Source organism: Pseudomonas lopnurensis (assembly GCF_015070855.1).
GTDB classification, from domain to species: Bacteria; Pseudomonadota; Gammaproteobacteria; order Pseudomonadales; family Pseudomonadaceae; genus Stutzerimonas; species Stutzerimonas lopnurensis.
Genome location: NZ_JADDIX010000014.1, coordinates 81,555 through 102,568 on the forward strand (window position 1 = coordinate 81,555; position 21,014 = coordinate 102,568).

19 protein-coding genes are annotated in these 21,014 nt (G+C 66.0%); 4 read left to right on the plus strand and 15 right to left on the minus strand.

Going from position 1 to position 21,014, the window contains the following annotated elements; all coding sequences use genetic code 11:
* Window positions 1-54: 54 nt before the first annotated feature.
* From IN820_RS02860 to dksA, 12 genes are all read right to left on the minus strand, one after another.
* On the minus strand, window positions 55-930 hold the full coding sequence (locus IN820_RS02860) for an oxygenase MpaB family protein (RefSeq protein WP_193679531.1): 876 nt from the start codon (window positions 928-930) through the stop codon (window positions 55-57).
* A 173-nt stretch (window positions 931-1,103) separates the two neighbouring features.
* Entirely contained in the window at window positions 1,104-2,771 is a 1,668-nt protein-coding gene (gene pgi, locus IN820_RS02865; RefSeq protein WP_193679532.1) for a glucose-6-phosphate isomerase, read from the minus strand.
* A gap of 376 nt (window positions 2,772-3,147) precedes the next feature.
* Window positions 3,148-3,528 carry an aspartate 1-decarboxylase gene (gene panD / locus IN820_RS02870; RefSeq protein ID WP_193679533.1) on the minus strand — a complete coding sequence of 127 codons (381 nt, stop codon included), beginning with the start codon at window positions 3,526-3,528 and terminating at the stop codon, window positions 3,148-3,150.
* An 83-nt stretch (window positions 3,529-3,611) separates the two neighbouring features.
* Window positions 3,612-4,472: a pantoate--beta-alanine ligase gene (gene panC, locus IN820_RS02875; RefSeq protein ID WP_193679534.1), complete on the minus strand. Its 861-nt coding sequence runs from the start codon at window positions 4,470-4,472 to the stop codon at window positions 3,612-3,614.
* Window positions 4,469-5,269, minus strand: a complete 801-nt coding sequence (gene panB, locus IN820_RS02880; protein ID WP_193679535.1) for a 3-methyl-2-oxobutanoate hydroxymethyltransferase — start codon at window positions 5,267-5,269, stop codon at window positions 4,469-4,471. Before panB ends, panC begins: the two co-directional genes overlap by 4 nt.
* 140 nt (window positions 5,270-5,409) lie before the next feature.
* The gene (gene folK, locus IN820_RS02885; protein ID WP_193679536.1) at window positions 5,410-5,937 is read right to left on the minus strand and encodes a 2-amino-4-hydroxy-6-hydroxymethyldihydropteridine diphosphokinase; all 528 of its coding nucleotides are present in this window, start codon (window positions 5,935-5,937) and stop codon (window positions 5,410-5,412) included.
* A gap of 1 nt (window position 5,938) precedes the next feature.
* Window positions 5,939-7,327, minus strand: coding sequence for a polynucleotide adenylyltransferase PcnB (locus IN820_RS02890; protein WP_193679537.1), 1,389 nt, complete (start codon window positions 7,325-7,327; stop codon window positions 5,939-5,941).
* A gap of 838 nt (window positions 7,328-8,165) precedes the next feature.
* A complete protein-coding gene (locus IN820_RS02895; protein ID WP_193679538.1) occupies window positions 8,166-9,572 on the minus strand; it encodes a sigma-54-dependent transcriptional regulator in 1,407 nt (468 codons plus the stop codon).
* Window positions 9,573-9,633: 61 nt separating this feature from the next.
* Window positions 9,634-12,588, minus strand: coding sequence for a sensor histidine kinase (locus IN820_RS02900; RefSeq protein ID WP_193679539.1), 2,955 nt, complete (start codon window positions 12,586-12,588; stop codon window positions 9,634-9,636).
* Entirely contained in the window at window positions 12,572-12,748 is a 177-nt protein-coding gene (locus IN820_RS02905) for a hypothetical protein (protein ID WP_003095129.1), read from the minus strand. Before IN820_RS02905 ends, IN820_RS02900 begins: the two co-directional genes overlap by 17 nt.
* Before the next feature lie 194 nt (window positions 12,749-12,942).
* Window positions 12,943-13,848 carry a tRNA glutamyl-Q(34) synthetase GluQRS gene (gene gluQRS / locus IN820_RS02910; RefSeq protein WP_193679540.1) on the minus strand — a complete coding sequence of 302 codons (906 nt, stop codon included), beginning with the start codon at window positions 13,846-13,848 and terminating at the stop codon, window positions 12,943-12,945.
* Window positions 13,849-13,939: 91 nt separating this feature from the next.
* Window positions 13,940-14,386 (minus strand): RNA polymerase-binding protein DksA, encoded by a 447-nt coding sequence (gene dksA, locus IN820_RS02915; protein WP_193679541.1) that lies wholly within the window; start codon window positions 14,384-14,386, stop codon window positions 13,940-13,942.
* A gap of 191 nt (window positions 14,387-14,577) precedes the next feature.
* Between dksA and IN820_RS02920 the strand changes: the two genes are divergently transcribed.
* From IN820_RS02920 to IN820_RS02935, 4 genes are all read left to right on the plus strand, one after another.
* Entirely contained in the window at window positions 14,578-15,750 is a 1,173-nt protein-coding gene (locus IN820_RS02920; RefSeq protein ID WP_193679542.1) for a pyridoxal phosphate-dependent aminotransferase, read from the plus strand.
* Window positions 15,750-16,457, plus strand: a complete 708-nt coding sequence (gene sfsA / locus IN820_RS02925) for a DNA/RNA nuclease SfsA (protein ID WP_193679543.1) — start codon at window positions 15,750-15,752, stop codon at window positions 16,455-16,457. Before IN820_RS02920 ends, sfsA begins: the two co-directional genes overlap by 1 nt.
* Before the next feature lie 281 nt (window positions 16,458-16,738).
* On the plus strand, window positions 16,739-17,659 hold the full coding sequence (gene rfbD / locus IN820_RS02930) for a dTDP-4-dehydrorhamnose reductase (protein ID WP_193679544.1): 921 nt from the start codon (window positions 16,739-16,741) through the stop codon (window positions 17,657-17,659).
* Window positions 17,660-17,764: 105 nt separating this feature from the next.
* Window positions 17,765-18,664, plus strand: coding sequence for an AEC family transporter (locus IN820_RS02935; RefSeq protein ID WP_193679545.1), 900 nt, complete (start codon window positions 17,765-17,767; stop codon window positions 18,662-18,664).
* A gap of 68 nt (window positions 18,665-18,732) precedes the next feature.
* On the opposite strand, the gene IN820_RS02940 is transcribed toward IN820_RS02935, so the two are convergent.
* The 3 genes from IN820_RS02940 to IN820_RS02950 form a co-directional block, all read right to left on the minus strand.
* On the minus strand, window positions 18,733-18,909 hold the full coding sequence (locus tag IN820_RS02940) for a hypothetical protein (protein ID WP_193679546.1): 177 nt from the start codon (window positions 18,907-18,909) through the stop codon (window positions 18,733-18,735).
* A gap of 3 nt (window positions 18,910-18,912) precedes the next feature.
* Window positions 18,913-19,644: a VC0807 family protein gene (locus IN820_RS02945; RefSeq protein ID WP_235989056.1), complete on the minus strand. Its 732-nt coding sequence runs from the start codon at window positions 19,642-19,644 to the stop codon at window positions 18,913-18,915.
* Window positions 19,645-19,755: 111 nt separating this feature from the next.
* Window positions 19,756-20,703 carry a lysylphosphatidylglycerol synthase transmembrane domain-containing protein gene (locus IN820_RS02950; protein WP_193679548.1) on the minus strand — a complete coding sequence of 316 codons (948 nt, stop codon included), beginning with the start codon at window positions 20,701-20,703 and terminating at the stop codon, window positions 19,756-19,758.
* Between the last annotated feature and the right edge of the window lie 311 nt (window positions 20,704-21,014).

The window sequence follows — 21,014 nt, forward strand, 5'->3', positions numbered from 1 at the left end:
GCGCGCAGTCTAGCAAGAAACAGCCCGGCCTTTGCCGTGGGCGCCGCGCGCCCGTTATCGACTCGGCAATCCCATGCGCCGCCGCGCGCGGTGCACCGAACCGTTGCGCACCGCCCAGCGCAGTACCGGCGCGGTATTGCGCACGCCGGCCTGGATCAGGCGTCGCCGGTTATCCGTCCATTGCAGGCCGAACATGCCGCTGGCCCAGTCGGGCAACAGCTCGACGCCAGCGTGCAGCATCAGCGTGCCGAAGGGTTTGGCCAGGGTGCTGGGCGCGGGGGCGCCGCGCAGTATCTGCAGGATTTCCCGCGAGCGTTCGTCACAGCGCAATTGCGGGCGGATGTGCTCGAGATACGCCTCGACTTCGCTTCGCGAGCGGGGCACATCGCGGGCGCCGAGGCGCTCGGCGATCAGTGCGACTTCCGCGTAGTAGCGATCCTGTTCGTGGCCCGGCAGCGCCGGATCGAGGTAATACAGGTGCGACTTCAGGAAGCTGCTGACCTCGGCGACATGCACCCAGGTCAGCAGGTCCGGATCGGATGCCGCGTAGGGCCTGCCGTCCGGCGCCACGCCGGTGACCTGGCGGTGGATCAGCCTGACCCGCTCGATCAGCCTTTCGGCATCGGCCCGGCTGCCGAAGGTGGTCGCGGAAATGAACTGCCCGGTACGGCGCAGGCGGCCGAGCAGGTCCTCGCGAAAATTCGAGTGGTCCCATACGCCGGCCAGCGCCAACGGGTGCAGCGCCTGCAGCAGCAGCGCGCAGATGCCGCCGACGAGCATCGAGGTGAAATCGCCATGGACCCGCCAGCACACCGACTCGGGGCCGAACAGGCCGGGATCGCCCGGCGGGTGCTCATAATCGATGCCGCCGAGCGCGAGCCCGGTGAGGCTGAGGACCTGGGTTTCGATACGGCGGCGGAGAAATTCCATGGAGACGTCTGGTTGGCGAACGGACGGCCATGCTACCGCGTCGCGAGTGGGGTTAGAAAAGGTGGGAAACGGGCTGGAGGGTGTAGGAGCCGGCGTGCCGGCGATCGGCGCGTATTGCCAGCCAGGACTGGGCGCCCGGCGTGCCCGGCCATGTGACCGGGCGGGCAGGTGACTCAGCCGCGGTGGCGGCCGCGGAAGAAGTCGATCAGGCCCTGGGTCGAGGCGTCTTCGGCCGGCGGGCTGTCGTAGCTGGTCAGGCGGCCATAGACGCCCTTGCCGAGCTCCTTGCCGAGTTCCACGCCCCACTGGTCGAAGGAGTTGATGCCCCAGATCACGCCCTGCACGAACACCTTGTGCTCGTACAACGCGATCAATGCGCCGAGGCGGCCGGGGCTGATGCTTTCGGTGACCAGGGTGTTGCTCGGGCGATTGCCGGGGATCACCTTGTGCGGTGCCAGGCGCAGGACTTCCGCTTCGGCCAGGCCCTTGGCGCGTAGTTCGGCTTCGGCCTCCTCGCGCGTCTTGCCGAGCATCAGCGCCTGGCTCTGCGACAGGCAGTTGGCATATAGCCACTCCTGGTGATCGGCGACCGGGTTGTGGCTGACCACCGGGACGATGAAGTCCGCCGGGATCAGCGGCGTGCCCTGGTGCAGCAACTGATGGTAGGCGTGCTGGCCGTTGCAGCCGACGCCGCCCCAGATCACCGGGCCGGTCGTGCAGGACACCGGCGTGCCGTCCTGGCGCACGCTCTTGCCGTTGGATTCCATGTCCATCTGCTGCAGATGTTTGACGAAGTTGCGCAGGTAGTGGTCGTAGGGCAGGAAGGCGTAGCTCTGCGCGCCCCAGAAGTTGTGGTACCAGACGCCGAGCATCGCCAGCAGCACCGGCATGTTGCTTTCGAACGGCTCGTGGAGGAAATGCTGGTCCATGCTGTGGGCGCCGGAGAGCAGATCCTTGAAGTTGTGCATGCCGATCGCAAGGGCGATGGGCAGGCCGATCGCCGACCACAGCGAATAGCGCCCGCCCACCCAGTCCCACATGGGGAAGATGTTCTTCTCACGGATGCCGAAATCCAGTGCCGCCTGCCTGTTGCTGGTCACGGCGATGAAGTGGCGGTAGAGCTTCTCTTCGGTGCCGCCGCGGGCCAGGTACCAGGTGCGCGCGGCCTGGGCGTTCTTCAGCGTCTCGAGGGTACCGAAGGATTTGCTGGAGACGATGAACAGGGTGGTTTCGGCATTGAGGTTGGCGGTCACCTCGCGGAACTCGCTGCCGTCGATATTGGCCAGGTAGTGGCAGCGTACGCCGCACTGCTGGGTGAAGGGCAGCAGCGCCTCGGAGACCAGTTGCGGGCCGAGGAAGGAGCCGCCGATGCCGATGTTCACCACATCGGTGATCGGCTTGTCGTTGTAGCCGCGCCACAGGTGGTTGTGGATGCGCCCGACGATGTCGGTCATCTGCGCCAGGGCGCCATGTACCTCGCGCATCAGGTTCTCGCCGTCGACGATCAGGTTGTCGCCCATCGGCCGGCGCAGCGCGGTATGCAGGGCCGGACGGTTTTCCGAGGCGTTGACCCGCTCGCCGTTGAACATGGCGCGGGCGGCCTGTTCGACGCCGGCTTCACGGGCCAGGTTGACCAGCAGCGCGCGGGTTTCGGGGGTGATCAGGTTTTTCGAGTAATCGAGGAACAGGCCGCAGCAGGAAACCGACAGCTCTTCGAAACGCGCGGGGTCGGCCTGGAAGGCCTCGCGCATGTTGAAGTTCTGCATGGCCAGGCGGTGTTCTTCCAGGGCCTTCCAGGATGGCAGGCCGGTGACATCGAGAGGGTGCTGGTAGTAGCTCATGGTAATGCGGCTTCCTTTGCTTGGCGGGCCACTGAAAACTGCGCGGTTCGCAGGCGCCGGTGCGAGCGACATGGCCTCGGCAGGATTCACTGACGCTCATGATCGTGCGGGCACGCCGGCACTCGTCCTGAATGCTGGGAATGCTGACCGAGCCCGGCTTCCACCGGGCTGGTGACGGCACATCCTATGCCATCACAGACTGCTCTGACAGGGGAAACCGCCGCCGCGTTCCGAAGGACCGTATGCGAATCGCTCTATCCTGCCGCAAGGTCCCGTGTTGTCCAACCGATCGCCGGCGCGGGTTGCCGGCAGAACGCAAAAAAGCCCGAAGCGTAGTGGACGCTTCGGGCTTCGCGGTGGCCATCGTCGTGATGGGTCAGGCGACCTGGACGGGAATCGCATTGCTGGTGTGGCTGAGTTCACCGTCGGCGCCCATGTAGAGCACGTGGGGCTTGAAGCTGGCCAGTTCGGCCTCGCTGTAATGGGCGTAGGCGCAGATGATCAGGCGATGACCGACGGCGGCCTTGTGCGCGGCGGCGCCGTTGACCGAGATGATCTTCGAGCCTTCCTCGCCGCGAATGGCGTAGGTGGTGAAGCGCTCGCCGTTGTCGACGTTGTAGATCTGGATCTGTTCGTACTCACGGATGCCGGCCAGGTCCAGCCACTCGCCGTCGATGGCGCAGGAGCCTTCATAATCGAGCACCGAGTGGGTCACCTGGGCGCGGTGCAGTTTGGCCTTGAGCATGATGGCGTGCATGGCGGGGTCCTCCGGGGCGCAAGCGGCGCAGAGTGTGCCTCAAGCCTCGAGTGCGATCAAGGCTGCGGGCGGATTGGGAGCGGTCAGGCAGAGGCGCCGATGTCGACCAGCAGATTGTCGATCAGCCGCGTCTTGCCGAGGTAGGCGGCGGCGAGGATGACCAGTTCATGGGATGCGTCGGTCAGCGGCTGCAGATCGATGGCGTTGCGGATTTCCAGGTAGTCCGGACGCAGCCCGGCGGCCTGCAGGCGTTCCAGACCCTCGGCGATCAGCGCGGGATAATCGCGCCGACCACCGCGGATCGCCTCGCCCATCTGGCGCAGCGTGCGGTACAGCTGCGGTGCGCTGGCGCGCTCCGCGTCGCTGAGGTAGCCGTTGCGCGAGGACAGCGCCAGGCCGTCCTCGGCGCGCACGATGGGCTCGGAGATGATCTGCACCGGCATGTTCAGGTCACGGACCATGGTGCGGATCACCGCCAGCTGCTGGAAATCCTTCTGGCCGAACACGGCGAGATCCGGCATGACCATGTTGAACAGCTTGCTGACCACCGTGGAGACGCCGTCGAAGTGGCCCGGGCGGCTGCCACCGCAGAGCCCCTCGGACACACCCGGAACGCGGACGATGGTCTGCTGCGCCTGGCCGTGGGGGTACATCTCCCCGACCGAGGGGGCGAACAGCAGCTGGCAACCGGCTTCGAACAGCTTGTCCTGGTCCGCCGCGAGGGTGCGCGGATAGCTGTCCAGGTCTTCGTTGGGGCCGAACTGCAGCGGGTTGACGAAGATGCTGGCGACCACGAAGTCGGCGCGCTGGCCGGCCTTCTTCACCAGGGCGATGTGGCCGGCGTGCAGGTTGCCCATGGTCGGCACGAAGCCGATCCGCTTGCCTTCGCCGCGAGCGCGGGCGACGGAGGCGCGCAGGTCGGCAATCGTCTTGACGATATTCATGCGGAGAAACCGTGTTCGGCTGCGGGGAATTCGGTGGCCTTGACCGCCTTCGCGTAGGCGGCGATGGCGGAGGGAATGTCGCCGTGCTCGCGCATGAAGTTCTTGACGAACTTCGGCACGCGGCCGCTGAGCGACAGCCCGAGCATGTCGTGCAGCACCAGGACCTGGCCATCGGTGTCGCTGCCGGCGCCGATCCCGATCACCGGGATGCCGACCGCCTGGGTGATGCGCGCGGCCAGTTCGCTGGGCACGCATTCGAGCAGCAGCATGGCGGCGCCCGCCGCCTCCAGCGCCTGGGCATCGGCGAGCATCTGCTGCGCCTGGGCTGCTTCGCGGCCCTGCACCTTGTAGCCGCCGAAGAGGTTCACCGCCTGCGGCGTCAGGCCCATGTGCGCGCACACCGGAATGCCGCGCTCGGCCAGCAGGGTGATGGATTCGGCCAGCCAGGCCGCGCCCTCGAGCTTGATCATGTGCGCGCCGGCCTGCATCAGCCGCGCCGAGTTGTTCAGGGTCTGCTCGGTGGTGGCGTTGGCCATGAACGGCAGGTCGGCGACGATCATCGCCCCACGGTTGCCGCGCTTGACGCTGGCGGTGTGGTAGACCATGTCGGCGATGGTGACCGGCAGGGTGCTGTCGTGCCCCTGCAGGACCATGCCGAGCGAGTCGCCGATCAGCAGCATCTCGACGCCGGCGTCGCAGGCTGTCTTGGCGAAGGTGGCGTCATAGCAGGTGAGCATGACGATCTTCTCGCCCTTCTGCTTGAGCCCTTGCAGCGTGGTCAGGGTTACCTCTGGCATGAATGCCGTCCTCTTCGAGCTTCGCAGAGCGATCAGGATTGCCGACGGACACCAGGATGGGGCAGGTCGCCCCAATTCGATGCGTGCCGGCAGAGGGCGCTTATAGTCCGGATGGCGGAAGGCGAAGTCAATCGCGAGTGTTACCTGCCCGTTACGTTCGTTACCGTCGGGGTGACAGCGGCGGCGCTCAGGCGCTCGAGCCCACGGAAGGGGCAGGCCGCGAGCAGTTCGTCGAGGCTGCGCCCGTCGGCCAGTTGCAGATCCCGCGGCGCGATCTCGGCCAGCGGGTAGAGCACGAAAGCCCGGGCTTGCAGGTGGTAATGCGGCACTTGCAGACGCGGCTCGTCGATCAGCCGGTCGCCGAACAGCAGGATGTCCAGGTCGAGGGTGCGCGGGCCCCAGCGTTCGGCCTTGCGTTCGCGGCCCTGGGCCCGCTCGATGGCCTGCAGGGCATCGAGCAGCGCCAGCGGGGCGAGGGCCGTGTCCAATGCGGCGACGGCATTCACATAGCGCGGCTGGTCGGCGGGACCGAGCGGATCGCTGGCATACAGCGAAGAGGCGCCGACCAGGCGGCTTTGCGGCAACTCGGCGAGGGCCTGCAGGGCGTCGCGCAATTGTCGCTGCGGATCGGCCAGGTTGCTGCCCAGGCCGATATAGACGCGTTCCATCCTAGTCGGCCTTCGGGGCGCTGTCGCCCGGGCCACGGCGGCGGCCGCCGCGCCGGCGCTTGCGCGGCGCACCGCTGGCTTCGTCCTTGCTGGCGAGCCGGCGGATCATGTTGCGGCGCTCGCTGTCGCTGGCTTCCTGATAATCGGTCCACCAATCGCCCAGGCCGTTGGTCAGCTCGCCGGCGCTTTCGCGCAGCAGGAGGAAATCGTAGCCGGCACGGAAGCGCGGATTCTCCAGCAACTGGTCGGCCCGTCGGCCCTGGCGGCGCGGCAGGCGCTCCTGCATGTCCCAGATCTCGCGCATGGGAATGGTGAAGCGCTTGGGGATCGCGGTGCGCTGGCACTGTTCCCAGATGATGTCGTGCGCCGCTTCCTGCATCGCCGGGATCGGCGGCATGCCGCGGTCCTGCAGTTCCAGCACGCGTGCCGGCAGCGCGGGCCAGAGCAGGGCGGCAAAGAGGAACGCCGGTGTGACCGGCTTGCCCTGCTCGATGCGCAGATCGGTGTTGGCCAGCGCGTTGCGGATCAGCGTGCCGGCGTATTCGGGGTTGCGCTCCAGCGCCGCGGCGCTGGCCGGGAACAGCGGGGCGAACAGGTCGTATTCGAGCAGCAGTTCGAAGGTGCGTTCGGCCTTGCCGCCGAGGAACAGCTTGAGCGTCTCGTCGAACAGCCGCGCGGACGGAATGCCGTCGAGCAGGTCGGCCAGTTCGGCGATGGGTTCGGCACTGTGGCGTTCGATCTCGAAATCGAGCTTGGCGGCGAAACGCACGGCGCGCAGCATGCGCACCGGGTCTTCCTGGTAGCGCTGCTCGGGGTCACCGATCAGGCGGATCAGGCGGTTGCGGATGTCGTGCACGCCATGGGTATGATCGAGGATGCGTTCGCTGGTCGGGTCGTAGTACAGCGCGTTGATGGTGAAGTCGCGGCGCTGGGCGTCGTCGTCCAGCGTGCCGTAGATGTTGTCGCGCAGAATCCGCCCGCTCTCGTTGCGCGAGGCCAGGTGGCTGGCGTCGTCGTCCTCTTCCGGATGGTTGGCACGGAAGGTGGCGACCTCGATGATCTCCCGCCCGAAATGCACGTGCACCAGCTTGAAACGCCGACCGATCACCCGCGCGTTGCGAAACTCGGCGCGCACCTGCTCGGGGGTGGCGCTGGTGGCGACGTCGTAATCCTTGGGGTTCAGCTCGAGCAGCAGGTCGCGCACGCAGCCGCCGACCACATAGGCCTCGTACCCTGCCTGTTGCAGGCGCTCGACGACGCTGACCGCGTGGCGGCTGATTTCGCTGCGGTGCAGGGAATGTTGCCGGCTGGAGAGTATTTCCGGTGTGCGGCGGGAATGCGGGATGCGGCGCAGAGGCAGACGAAAAGACTGGAACAGCTTTTTCAGCATTGGGGGGCACTGTGTGGCGGAATGACGGGGCGGTGTCGCGAATGCCGCGAAACCTGCGGGGATTCTAGCACCGGGAGCACTGGATGGTGAACGAAGCGTGGGGAAGTGTCAAAAAGCACAATGCACGGCCTGGCCAGCCGGATGCCTCGCGGGGTATCGGGAAGGCGATGTCCGCTTAAGTGTTGGGAGTGACACGTAGGGTGGGCTTCAGCCCACCACGGGAGAGACCCGATGAAGCCCCACGGTGGGCTGAAGCCCACCCTACGGTGAGTTGCAAGGAAATCGTCTTGCCCGCAGCGGTCGCAAACCGCTGAAAGCACTGAGGGGAGCCGAAGCTCCCCTCTGAATGATGTCGCGTGCTTTGTTGTTATTGGTATCCAGGCGTTGCTGTTCTTGTTGTTCGCCTGCTCCCTTCAGCTATCGCCGTCGGGATTCGCTCCTACATTGGGAGCCCAATAGCAAACGGATTTCTTTGGTCGCTGACGTTGCCGTGATCTTCGATCCAACCAGTGCGGGCCCTGCTTCGAATGCAGTTTTTGTTGTTCTCGGCCTGGTCGTGGGGCGAACCCCGTGGCTAGTCCTCTCCAAAAGAATCAGTTAGCTGCGCCTCCGCCTTCTTGTCGTTATTTTGCTGGAGCCGTTACGTCTTGTTCTTATTGTGGGTCTGCTTGTTATTGTTGTTGTTCCAGAGAGTAAGCAGTTGCCGTGCCATGTTTTAAAATCCCTTTGTTTTCAGGTGCTTGGGATTTTTGATCGAGGCCGGGGGGAAGAAAAAACCGGGGCATCGTTACCGATGATCCCGGTTTTTGTTACGGCTTGTGAGCCGGCGGTAACAACCTCAGCCTGCCGTGGTGCTGGATTTGCGCCGCGGGATGCCCAGGCGCTGGCGACGTTCCCACAGGCATTTGCGGCTGATGCCGAGCTTGCGCGCCAGTTCGGTCTCAGTCATGTGATCCTGATGCTCGAGCACGAAGTGCTGGAAGTAGTCCTCCAGCGAGAGGTCTTCGGTCGGCTCGTTGCCGGTGGTGCCGTGCAGCGCGCCGATGGGCTCGTCGAAATCGTCGTCCAGGCCGTCCAGTTCGATGTCGATACCCAGCAGGTCGGCATCGATTTCCGGGCTCTCGCTGAGGATCGCCGCGCGCTCGATGGCGTTCTCCAGCTCGCGGACGTTGCCCGGCCAGTGGTAGTGGCGGATGGTCTGTTCGGCGTCGCGGGAAAAGTGCAGGTCGCCGCTGTGCATCCGCTCGCCCTGGCGGGCGAGGAAGGCCTTGGCGATGTCCACCACGTCGTTGCCGCGCTCGCGCAGCGGCGGCAACCTGAGTGCGATGACGTGCAGGCGGTAATAGAGGTCTTCGCGAAACTGGCCGGTCTTGGCCAGGGTTTTCAGGTCGCGATGGGTCGCGGCGATCAGGCGTACGTCGACCTTCTGCGATTGCACCGAACCGACCCGGCGGATCTCGCCTTCCTGCAGCACGCGCAGCAGGCGTGCCTGGGCTTCCAGCGGCAGTTCGCCGATCTCGTCGAGAAACAGCGTGCCGCCATCGGCCGCCTCGACCAGGCCGGCGCGGCCGGCGCTGGCACCGGTGAAGGCGCCCTTCTCGTGGCCGAACAGTTCGGATTCGATCAGGGTTTCCGGGATCGCCGCGCAGTTCACCGAGATCATCGGCGCCTTGGCGCGGTGCGACAGGTTGTGCAGCGCGCGGGCGACCAGTTCCTTGCCGGTGCCCGACTCGCCCTGGATCAGTACGTTGGAATCGGTCGGTGCGACCTTGCGGATCTTGCTGAACAGATCCTGCATCGGCGCGCAGTGGCCGATGATGCCGATGTCGCCCGGTTGCGTGCCGGCGGGCGCATTGGCGGCACCGCGTGCCGGCGGCTGAGGAGCCTCGGCCTGCTGGCGGTCGTTGAGGATGCGCGCCACGGTCTGCAGCATCTCGTCGTGGTCGAACGGCTTGGCAATATAGTCCACCGCACCCATCTTCATCGAGTCCACCGCCGAGCGCAGGCTGGCGTAGCTGGTCATGATCAGCACCGGCGTGCCCTCGGCGAGCTTGATCAGCTCGGTGCCCGGGGCACCGGGGAGCCGCAGGTCGCTGACGATGAGGTCGAAACCCGGAATGCTGAAGCGCTCCTGCGCTTCCTGCACCGAACCGGCTTCGCTGACCTCGTACTGATTGCGTTCGAGCAGGCGGCGCAGGGCGGAGCGGATGATGGTTTCGTCTTCGACGATCAGAATGTGTGACATCAGTACTCTCTCGACGGTCTGGAGGCAGAACCGGCCAGGGGCCGATACGGCAGTCGCCTCTTCAACTTACGGCATGGGACGCTTCGACATGCCGCGGCAGGGTGATGCGAAAACGGGTGCCGCGTTGTGTTTGCGGGTCGGCCGGGCTGTCGATATCGATCTGGCCATAATGCTCTTCAATGATCGAATAGACCAGCGCGAGGCCCAGGCCGGTGCCTTCGCCGGGGTCCTTGGTGGTGAAGAACGGCTCGAACAGGCGCCCCTGGATCTCCTTGGAAATACCGCTGCCTTCGTCCTCGACGATCAGATAGACCGTCTGTTCGGCGATTTCGCTGCTGATGCGGATCATTCCGCCCGGCGGCGAGGCGTCGCGGGCATTGGCCAGCAGGTTGATCAGCACCTGCGCCAGCCGCTGCGGATCGCCTTCGGCCAGGTGCTGCGGATCGCACAGGTTGAGGAAGCGTACCTCGGTGCGGTTGCGGTTGAGCGAGAGCAGGCCGATGGCGTCCTGGGTGACCTGCGCCAGGCTCACCGGGTACAGGCGCTGCTGGCGCTCGCCGGCGTGGGCGAAGTTCATCAGCGACTGGACGATGCGCGACACGCGTTTGGTCTGCTCGATGAGCTGGGCGCTGATCTCGCCGATTTCCGCGTCGCCCTCACGTTCGTCGCGCAGGTTCTGCGCCAGGCAGGCAATGCCGGTGATCGGGTTGCCGATCTCGTGGGCCACGCCCGCGGCCAGGCGGCCGATGCTGGCCAGGCGCTCGGAATGCACCAGGCGGTCTTCCAGTTCCTGGGTTTCGGTCAGATCCTCCACCAGCAGCACCAGGCCGCTGTTGCCCGGCGCCAGCGGTTCGGCGATCGCCGCCTTGTGCAGGTTGAGGCAGCGGCGATGGCCATGGAGCGTCAGGCGCTGCTTGTGCAGGTGCTCGTCGGGCTGTTGGGTGAAGTCCATCAGCAGGCTCTTCCACGGCTCGGCGATGGTCGACAGGCGCGAGCCGACCACTTGCAGCGCGGGGATTTCGGTCAGTTCCTCGAGCGCGCGGTTCCACATGAGGATTTCCTGGTCCTTGGCCAGCGAGCAGACGCCCATCGGCAGTTCCTGCAGGGTCTGGCGGTGATAGCGGCGCAGCGCATCGAGTTCGGCGGCCAGGCCGGTCAGCCGCGAGTGGTACTCCTCCAGGCGGTTCTCGATGAAGTGGATGTCTTCGGTGATGTAGCCCTCGGCACCGTTCTTGTAGGGCAGGAAGTTCTCGACGATGTCCTGGGCCACGCTCGGCCCCATCAGGCCGGAGAGGTTGGCCTCGATGCGGTCGCGCAGGCGGCGCAGTGCATAGGGGCGGTGCTCGTCGAACGGCAGCTGCAGGTCGCGCAGGGCCTGTTCGACCTCGCGTTGCGCGGTCTTGGCGCCCAGCGGCTTGGCCAGTTGGGTGGCGAATTCCTGCGGCGAGGCGGCCATCAGTTCGCGGCGTTGCGGGCGGCGCACGTTTTCCACCGCACAGGCTTCAGCGGCGCTCTGCTCCTCGGGACTGGTCTCGGTGAAGATCGAGAACAGCGAGAACGCCAGCACGTTGACCGCCAGCGAGGCGATCGCCGCCAGGTGCCAGCTGGTGTCGTCCAGCACGTAGACGACGTTGAACAGGGGGATGTAGAAACCGTCCAGATTGCCCACCAGCGGCAGCAGCATGGTCATCACCCAGACGCCGATGCCGGCCAGCAGCCCGGCGATGTAGCCGCGGCGGTTGGCGGTCGGCCAGTAGAGCACCGAGAGCACGCCGGGAAGGAACTGCAGGGTGGCGACGAAGGCGACGATGCCGAGGTTGGACAGGTCCTGTTCGGCGCCGAGCAGCAGGTAGAAGCCGTAGCCGGCCATGATGATGGCGAGGATCAGGCTGCGCCGCGTCCATTTCAGCCAGCGGTAGATGTTGCCCTCGCTGGACGGTTGGTAGAGCGGCAGCACCAGGTGGTTGAGCGCCATGCCCGACAGCGCCAGGGTGGCGACGATGATCAGCCCGCTGGAGGCCGAGAGGCCGCCGACGAAGGCCAGCAGCGCCAGCGTCTCGCTCTGCGCGGCGAGGCCCAGGCCCAGGGTGAAGTATTCGGGGTTGGTGCTCACGCCCAGCTTGAGGCCGGCCCAGAGGATCAGCGGCACGGCCAGGCTCATCAGCAGCAGATACAGCGGCAGGCCCCAGCTGGCGCTGACCAGGCCGCGCGGATTGAGGTTCTCGGTGAAGGTCATGTGATACATGTGCGGCATGACGATCGCCGAGGCGAAGAACACCAGCAGCAGGGTGCGCCAGGGCCCTTCCTGCAAGGGGGCATGCAAGGCCTGCAGGGCCGACTGGTTCTGCAGCAGCCAGATCTCCAACTGGTGCGGCCCGCCGAACACCACGTACAGGGCGTAGAGGCCGATGGCGCCGAAGGTCACCAGCTTGACCACCGATTCGAAGGCGATGGCGAACACCAGGCCCTCGTGTTTCTCCCGGGTGGCGATATGGCGCGCGCCGAAGAAAATGGTGAACAGCATGATCAACAGGCAGTAGCCCAGCGCCACGCGCTCCTGCAGCGGCTCCAGGGTGAGAATGCCGATGGCGTCGGCCACCGCCTGGATCTGCAGGGCCAGCAGCGGCAGCATGCCGATCAGCATGACGACGGTGGTCAGCGCGCCGCTCCAGGTGCTGCGGAAGCGGAACGCCACCAGGTCGGCCAGCGAGGACAACTGGTAGGTGCGGGTGATGCGCAGGATCGGGTAGAGCAGCACCGGCGCCAGCAGGAAGGCGCCGCAGACACCGAGGTAGGTGGCGAGAAAACCGTAGCCGTACTGGTAGGCCAGGCCCACCGTGCCGTAGAAGGCCCAGGCACTGGCGTAGACGCCGAGCGACAGGGTATAGGTCAGCGGATGGCGGATGATCCAGCGCGGAATCAGGCCGCGTTCGCTGACCCAGGCGACGCCGAACAGCACGAGCAGGTAGGCGGCGCTGATCAGGACCAGTTGACTCAGGCTAAAGCTCGTCTGCATCGCGCTGGCTCTGGAGGATGAAAGTCACCACGATCAGGATCAGCCACAGCAGGTAGGGCCTGTACCAGGCCCCGTTGGGGTCGATCCACCAGTCCATGATCGCCGGGGAGAACAGATAAATCCCCACCACCAGGAGCAGCACCAGTCGGTAGATGTACATGCTGGAACTCGTGTCGGAAGTGAGGCGATGGTAGAGCAGCGGCAAGCGGCAAGCCACAGGCGGCAAGTAAAAGCCGTTGGCTGGGATGTCGGCGTGCTTCATCCTGGCGTCCTGAAGTAGACGTAGGGCGGGTGAAACCCGCCGATAGGAAGTTGCTGCCAGCTCCGTTTGGCGGGTTGCAACCCGCCCTACAATTAGCGCAACTGCGCTTCGGCCAGCGTCGGCGTGCGTGGAATGAGCCCGGCATCCCAGTGCGCGACGGCCCAGTGAAGGATTTCGGCGGGCAGCGCGCCGTCCAGCTCGGTGACCGGCCGCTGGCCGAGGGCGCGCAATGCGCGCAGCAGCAGCGGGCTGGCCTCATGGGGCTGCAGCGGCGGCGAGCGGTAGCGCTTGCCCAGCTTGTGGCCGTCCGGCTGGATGATCAGCGGCAGGTGCAGGTAGCGCGGTTGCGACAGGCCGAGCAGCTCCTGCAGATAGAGCTGGCGCGGTGTGGAGTCGAGCAGGTCGGCGCCGCGCACCACGTCGGTGACGCCCTGCCAGGCGTCGTCGAGCACCACGGCCAGTTGGTAGGCGATCAGTCCGTCGCGGCGGCGGATGACGAAATCGCCGACCTCGCGGCCCAGATGCTGGCGGAACTCGCCCTGCACGCGGTCGCTGAAGGCGTATGCGCGATCCGGCACGCGCAGGCGGATCGCTGCGTCGCGCAGGCTGTGGCCGGCGTCGCGACAAAAGCCGGGGTAGAGGCCGTGATGGCCCTCGAGCTGCTTGCGCGAACAGGTGCAGGCGTAGGCCAGGCCCTCGTCCAGCAGGCGTTCGATGGCCGCATCGTAGGCGTCATGGCGCTCGCTCTGGCGGAGCATCTCGCCATCCCACTCGAAGCCGTAGCGCTGCAGCGTTTCGACGATCGCCTGCTGCGCGCCGGGCATCTCCCGTGGTGGATCGAGGTCTTCCATGCGCAGCAGCCAGCGGCCACCGGCGGCGCGGGCATCGAGATAGGAGGCGAGGGCGGCGATCAGCGAGCCGAAGTGCAGGTAGCCGCTGGGGGTGGGGGCGAAGCGGCCGACGTAACGCTCAGGCTGGGATGAAGGAGAACAAAGCATGGGCGGGCCGGCTCGGTCAGGGGGGCGAGGCGCGGTATGGCTGGCATGGAAGCCGGAAATGAAACGGGGCGCCGCAGCGCCCCGTTCGGGATCAGGAACCGATCTGCTTTTCCTTGATCTCCGCCAGCGTCTTGCAGTCGATGCAGAGCGTGGCGGTGGGGCGGGCTTCCAGGCGACGGATGCCGATTTCGACACCGCAGGACTCGCACCAGCCGTACTCGTTGTCTTCGATCAGCTGCAGGGTTTCGTCGATCTTCTTGATCAGCTTGCGCTCGCGATCGCGGGCGCGCAGCTCCAGGCTGAACTCTTCTTCCTGGCTGGCGCGGTCGGCCGGATCGGGGAAGTTCGCCGCTTCGTCCTGCATGTGGTGCACGGTACGGTCGACTTCTTCCATCAGCTCCTGCTTCCACTTGTTCAGGATGCCGGTGAAATGGGCGCGCATCTGGTCGCTCATGTATTCCTCGCCCTTGCTTTCCTTATAGGGCTCGAAGGCGCGAATCAGTTGTTTGCTCGATGGTGTTTCTTTAGTAATGGGCATGGATGAACGCCTCTCGCTATGTCCATTGCGCAGGATGATTTGTCCCTTGCCGACCCGTGCCGGCCCTGCGGCTGCAAGCGGGCGAACTTACCAGATCGGACCGGGGTGCGCTACTCCCGAATCCAACAGTGGCTGCAGCGGTCTTGGGACCTTGGGTAGAATTCACGTTTTGTCCTCAACAGGAAGGTCAGATGACCTCGTCGTACAGCGCGCGTAGCCGTGCAATCGAACCTTTCCATGTCATGGCGCTGTTGGAGCGGGCCAACCAGCTGCAAGTTCAAGGCCACGACGTCATTCATCTGGAAATCGGCGAGCCGGACTTCACCACGGCCGCGCCGATCGTCGCCGCCGGACAGGCCGCGCTGGCGGCCGGGCATACCCGCTACACGCCCGCCCGCGGCCTGCCGCAACTGCGCGAAGCGATCGCCGGCTTCTACGCGCAGCGCTACCGGCTGTCTATTGACCCCGAGCGCATCCTGATTACTCCCGGCGGCTCCGGCGCGCTGCTGCTCGCCTCCAGCCTGCTGGTGGACCCGGGCCGGCACTGGCTGCTGGCCGATCCCGGCTATCCCTGCAACCGGCATTTCCTGCGGCTGGTCGAAGGCGCCGCGCAACTGGTGCCGGTGGGCCCCGAGGTGCGTTATCAACTGACGCCCGAGCTGGTCGAGCGCCACTGGGACAAGGACAGCGTCGGCGCGCTGGTCGCCTCGCCGGCCAACCCGACCGGCACGCTGCTCGGTCGCGAGGAACTGGCCGGCCTTTCGGCGGCGCTGAAGAACCGGGGTGGGCACCTGGTGGTGGATGAGATCTATCACGGCCTGACCTACGGCACCGAGGCGGCCAGCGTGCTGGAGGTGGACGACGAGGCTTTCGTGCTCAACAGCTTCTCCAAGTATTTCGGCATGACCGGCTGGCGTCTCGGCTGGCTGGTGGCGCCACCGGCGGCGGTGCCCGAACTGGAAAAGCTGGCGCAGAACCTCTACATCAGCGCGCCGAGCATGGCCCAGCACGCGGCCCTGGCCTGTTTCGAGCCGGCGACGCTGGAGATTCTCGAGGCGCGTCGCGCCGAGTTCGCCCGGCGCCGCGACTTCCTGCTGCCGGCCCTGCGCGAGCTGGGCTTGCGGATCGCGGTGGAGCCGGAGGGCGCCTTCTATCTGTACGCCGACATCGGCGCCTTTGGCGGCGATGCCTATGCCTTCTGCCAGCACATGCTGGAGCGCGAATTCGTCGCGATCACCCCAGGGCTCGATTTCGGCCGCCACCAGGCCGGGCATCACGTGCGTTTCGCCTATACCCAGGCCCTGCCGCGCCTGGAACAGGCCGTCGCACGTATCGCCCGCGGCCTGCAGAGCTGGCGGTCCTGATGCGCTTCGCCAAACCGCTGGAGCGGGGGCGTCTGGTGCGACGCTACAAGCGCTTTCTCGCCGATATCGTCACCGACGACGGCGAAGAGCTGTGCATCCACTGCCCCAATACCGGCTCGATGCTCAACTGCATGGGCGAGGGCGCACGGGTCTGGTTCCAGCGCAGCAGCGACCCCCGGCGCAAACTGCCCGGCACCTGGGAGCTGGTGGAGACGCCGCAGGGGCGGCTGGCCTGCGTGAACACCGCGCGGGCCAACCCGTTGGTGGAGGAAGCCCTGCTGAGCGGGGTCATAGCCGAGCTGGCCGGCTTCACCGCGCTCAAGCGCGAAGTGGCCTACGGGGTGGAGAACAGCCGGGTGGATTTTCGTCTCGACTATGCCGGCGCCGCGGCCTTCGTCGAGGTCAAGAGCGTCACCCTCGGGTTCGCCGACAGCACGCAGGCTGCCTTTCCCGATGCGGTGACCCTGCGCGGCGCTCGGCACCTGCGCGAACTGGCGGCACTGGCCCGTGCCGGCGTGCGTGCGGTGCAGTTGTATTGCGTGAATCTTTCCGATATCGAGGCGGTGCGCCCGGCCACGGAGATCGACCCGCTCTATGCCGCGGCATTGCACGAGGCGTTGGCCGCCGGGGTGGAAGTTCTGGCCTATGCCGCCGAGCTGTCGCCGGAAGAAATCCGGCTGAGCCGCCCGCTCCCGGTCGTCTGCTGAGTGGAACGCGCCGTCACCCCGGAAAAAAATCACCGGATGCGTCGGTTTTGGGGAACAAAGTACGATCTGCCTGGCCTCAACGTGGCTGGAAACCAACATCCTTGAACGCAACGACAGGCTCTGTTCCGCCGCTTGGCGCGGTGTCGACGAGCGAGCGTGCCTGGCGCGATGGCTTGCCCGGCGGTGCGGCGCGCGGCTTGTGATGGGCTCCCGCTACCGTCGGCAGATTAATTACGGGCGGTCGTGTCAGGCGCGACGGTCCTCGATGAGGCTTACAAAGAATGCGAATTCTCGTATGCGGCGCGGGCGGTCAGGTCGGCCATGAACTGGTCGACCGGGCTGCCGCCTTCGGTCTGGACGTGCTGGGGCCGACTCGCGCGCAGCTGGATGTTTCCAAGCCCGAGCAGATCGCCGCGCTGATGCGGCAACGGCCGGAACTGATCATCAATGCCGCCGCCTATACCCATGTCGACAATGCCGAGACCCATGCCGAACAGGCCTATGCGGTCAATCTCGACGGCGCCCGCAACCTCGCCGAGGCCGCCGCGCATGCCGGCATTCCGCTGTTGCACATCTCCACCGACTACGTGTTTTCCGGCGACGCCAGCGCGCCCTACCGGGAGACCGACGGTACCGGGCCCACCGGCGTCTACGGCGCGAGCAAGCTGGCCGGCGAAGAGGCGATCCGCGCCTGCCTGGAATCGCACCTGATCCTGCGCACCAGTTGGGTCTATGGCGTGCACGGGCACAATTTCGTCAAGACCATGCTGCGCCTGGGGCGCCAGCGCGATGCGCTCGGCGTGGTGAGCGATCAGTTCGGGTGCCCAACGCAGGCCGGCCGCATCGCCTCGGTGCTGTTGACGCTGGCCAGTCGCTATGCCCGCGACGGGCGCCTCGACTGGGGGCTGTACCACTACAGCGGCAGCCCGTCGTGTTCCTGGTACGATTTCGCGGTGGAGATCTTTCGCCAGGGCGAAGCCATGGGGCTGCTCGCCCGGCAGCCGCAGGTCTCGCCGATCCTGACCGCGCAGTATCCGACGCCGGCCCGGCGCCCGGCCTGGTCGGTGCTCGATTGCAGCCGTTTCGAGACGACCTTCGGCCTGCCGCCACAGCCTTGGCAGGACGATCTGAGCGAGGTGCTCGCCGCGCTCGGCGGGCAGGTGTCTCCCCAGATCACGCCGGGACAGCTTTCCCGCGCCTGAGTCGGGTGGCGGCCAGCGCCGCGGCCCAACTCTGCCGTGCGTGACCCGGGGCGCCGGTGTATTCTTGCGCCCCCGCGGGCACCGGCATTCGGGAGGAGAAACGGCATGGTGGTGGTTCAGGCGATCCTGCCGATCTTCGGCCTGATCATGCTCGGCTATCTGCTCGGTTGGCGGCGGTGGTTGACTGGCGAGGGCGTGGCCGGGCTGGCCAATGTGACCTTCAGGCTGTTCATGCCGGCGGTGCTGTTCACCGGCATCGCCCGCGCCGAGCTGAGCGACGGCATGTCGTCGATGCTGTTGCTGGCGTACTTCGGGCCGGTGCTGCTGGTCTTCGGCCTGGTCAATCTGAACGCCCATCGCGTGCGCGGCCGGGCGACGCCGCTGGGGCTGACGGCCGCCTATTCGAACAACGTGCTGATCGGCATCCCGCTGGTGGCCACCTTGCTGGGTGCGCACAGCCTGGTCTACGTGTTCGCGATCCTGGTCTTCCACAGCCTGGTGCTGTTCTCGCTGCAGAGTTTCTATGCGGCCTTCGGCGCGGGCGACAAAGTCAGCGTTGCGGCGCTGCTGAAGAACCTGGCCAATCCGCTGGTCGTCGGCCTGCTGCTCGGTGCGCTGCTCAACCTGTCCGGGCTCGAGTTGCCGGAGCCGTTCTGGCGCATGGCCGGATGGCTGGCGCAGGCGGCGCTGCCCTGCGCGTTGCTGGTGCTGGGCGTCAGCCTGTCGCGCTATCGGCTGCGACCCGGAGGCACGGTGCTGGGGTTGACACTGGTCAAGCTGGCGCTATTCCCGCTGCTGGTCTGGTGGTTCAGCGGCTGGCTGCCCGGGCTCAGCCACGCGGCTCGCAGCGTGCTGGTGCTGCTCGCGGCCTGCCCGAGCGGCGTGAACGTGCTGGCGTTCGTCAAGCATGCCGATGACACCCGAGCCGTCAGCTCGACGGTGTTTCTCTCCACCGTGCTGGCTGCGGTCAGCCTGCCGCTCTGGATGCTGCTGATGGCCGCTTGAGCTGTGTGCCGCGGGCGAACGGCCCGCCTGGCTGGACGAACGCCCCCGGGACGGTGCTGTCACAAAAATCACAGCCTTGAAAAAACGGGAGACACAGCATGCTGAAATTCATCGGCGGAACCGCAGGCATCATCTTCATCATCGGCCTGATCGTGGTGATCGGAATCTTCAAGCTGCTGTTCTGACAGGGCAGGGGCAAACGCAATCGGGCGGCCCGGACGACTCCGGGTCGCCCGATTTTTCATTCGCTATTCTTCGGCCTTCCGCTCGTGCGCGGTGGTCGCCATGATGTCCTCCAGGCGCAGACCGGTCAGGCCGTGGATGGTGCGCCAGAGGTAGAAGAAGATCGCCATCATCATCAGCATGCTGGGGATCGCGATCATCGGATAGCTGAGCAGGTTCATGCGGCCCAGTTCGGCATTGAATGCCTCGCTGCCGGCGGGGCTGTTGACGATCCACTTGGCCAGCACGTAGTTCATGAACGAGGAGAAGAAGAAGGTGCCGCTGAGCAGGTAGGTCGCTCGCGACAGGCGCGTCTCGAAATGCTCGACCTGGCCGTTGCGCTCCAGTTGCTCGTGGATCTTGTCGATGTTGAGCACCTTCGGGTTGTAGAGCAGGGTGCGGATCAGCGGGTAGCGGGTTCGCGTCGAGACGAGCACGGCGATGCCGATGATGCCCGGCACTGCGGCTTCCTTGATCGCCAGCCACTGGGTGTCCAGCTGCAGCAGGCCAATGCTGCCGGTGAGCAGGACGCTGATCAGCCCGAGCAGGGCGATCCAGTTGAACTTGCGGTACTTGGTCAGCTCCCACAGGCCCCAGCCCAAGGGGAAGGCCAGGGCCAGCAGCAGCGCGCCGTCGGCGCCCAGGCGCTGCTCGCCGCTGAGCTTCATCAGGATCAGCGAGGGAATCAGGATACTGACGGCGAGGTCGATCAGCGGGCGTGGTTTGTGTTCGGCGTGGGTATGGGCGGCTTCGGTCATGTCATCGATTGGCTTTTGAGAGGGCTCCATGATCGCCTGTGTGGGGCGTCTTCGCCATAGCCAGTTCGTCGGGATGCAGACGCGGCATGTGATCGATCGACGGGCACGGCGTCAGCGACCGGACGTTTCGCTCTGCTTGGCGGACCACTGGCCGTACTCGAACAGCAGCACCATCAGTATCGCCAGCGCAAAGGGCAGCAGCAGGTAGAAACCGCGGAATACGATCAGCGCCGCCAGCACATCGACCGTCGGCAATTCCGGCAGGGCAGCGAGGAACGTCACTTCCAGCACGCCCAGCCCGCCCGGCGCATGCGAGAGCAGCGCCAGCGAGAAGGAGGCGAGGAACACGCCGAGCACCGTCAGGTAGCCGGGGTTGTGCTCGGCTGGCAGGGCGAAGTAGATGATCGCCGCGGCGCAGAGCAGTTCCAGGGGGCCGGCAAGCAACTGTCGCGCGACGATCGTCAGCCGCGGATACTCGATGTGCCACTTGCCCAGTCGCCAGGGTGGCAACTGGCGCCAGGCGCCGAATGCATAGAGGCCGATGAGCGCGAGCAGCGTCGCGCCGATGGCCACGGACACCCAGGGCGGCCCTTCGACGATGCGCGCCAGCAATTGCGGTTGCAGCACCAGCACGCAGCCGGCCGACAGCAGGGTGCCGAGGGTGAAGGTCAGCGAGCAGAAGATGATGAGAATGCCGATTTCCTGTGGCGTCAGCCCTTTGCTGCGATATGCCCGGTAGCGCACCAGCGCGCCGGAGAATACCGAGGCGCCGATGTTGTGCGCCAGGGCGTAGGTGGTGAACGAGCACAGCGCGATGAACCACCAGGAAATCTTCTTGCCCAGATGCGCCATCGCGATGCGGTCGTACCAGGCCAGGGCGGCGTAGGCGCCGAGCGTCGCCAGACCGGCCAGCAGCCACTGGGGGGTGCCGATGGCCTGCAGGCTGTCGGCCAGCTCGGCGAGGGAGATGTTGCGCACCTCCTGATACAGCAGATAACCGGACAGCAGCACTGCCGTGACCCCGACCAGGGTCCAGGCGACATCGCTCCTCTTCATCATCTCTGGTTCCTTGCTTGGGCTGGTTGAGCAGCGCCTCCGCTGGCAGGCCGCAGAGCCTGTTTTACGATCTCGCGAGCTGGTGCCCTGCAAGGCGCAACGTCCAACGGGAATAACCGCCGAAGGCTGAGCACCCGCGAATCAAACAGGCGAGCAAGCGCAGTTTACTGATGTGAATGAGCATGACTCGCTTCGCTCGTCCCTTGGGGGGCGCACTGAAGGGCGTTAGCCGCAAGCGGCCTCCGACCGGGCTGGCGCTCCAGCCTGTTTCTAACGCAGCAGGGCCGACGCGCAGCAGATCCTGGGCAGGTTCT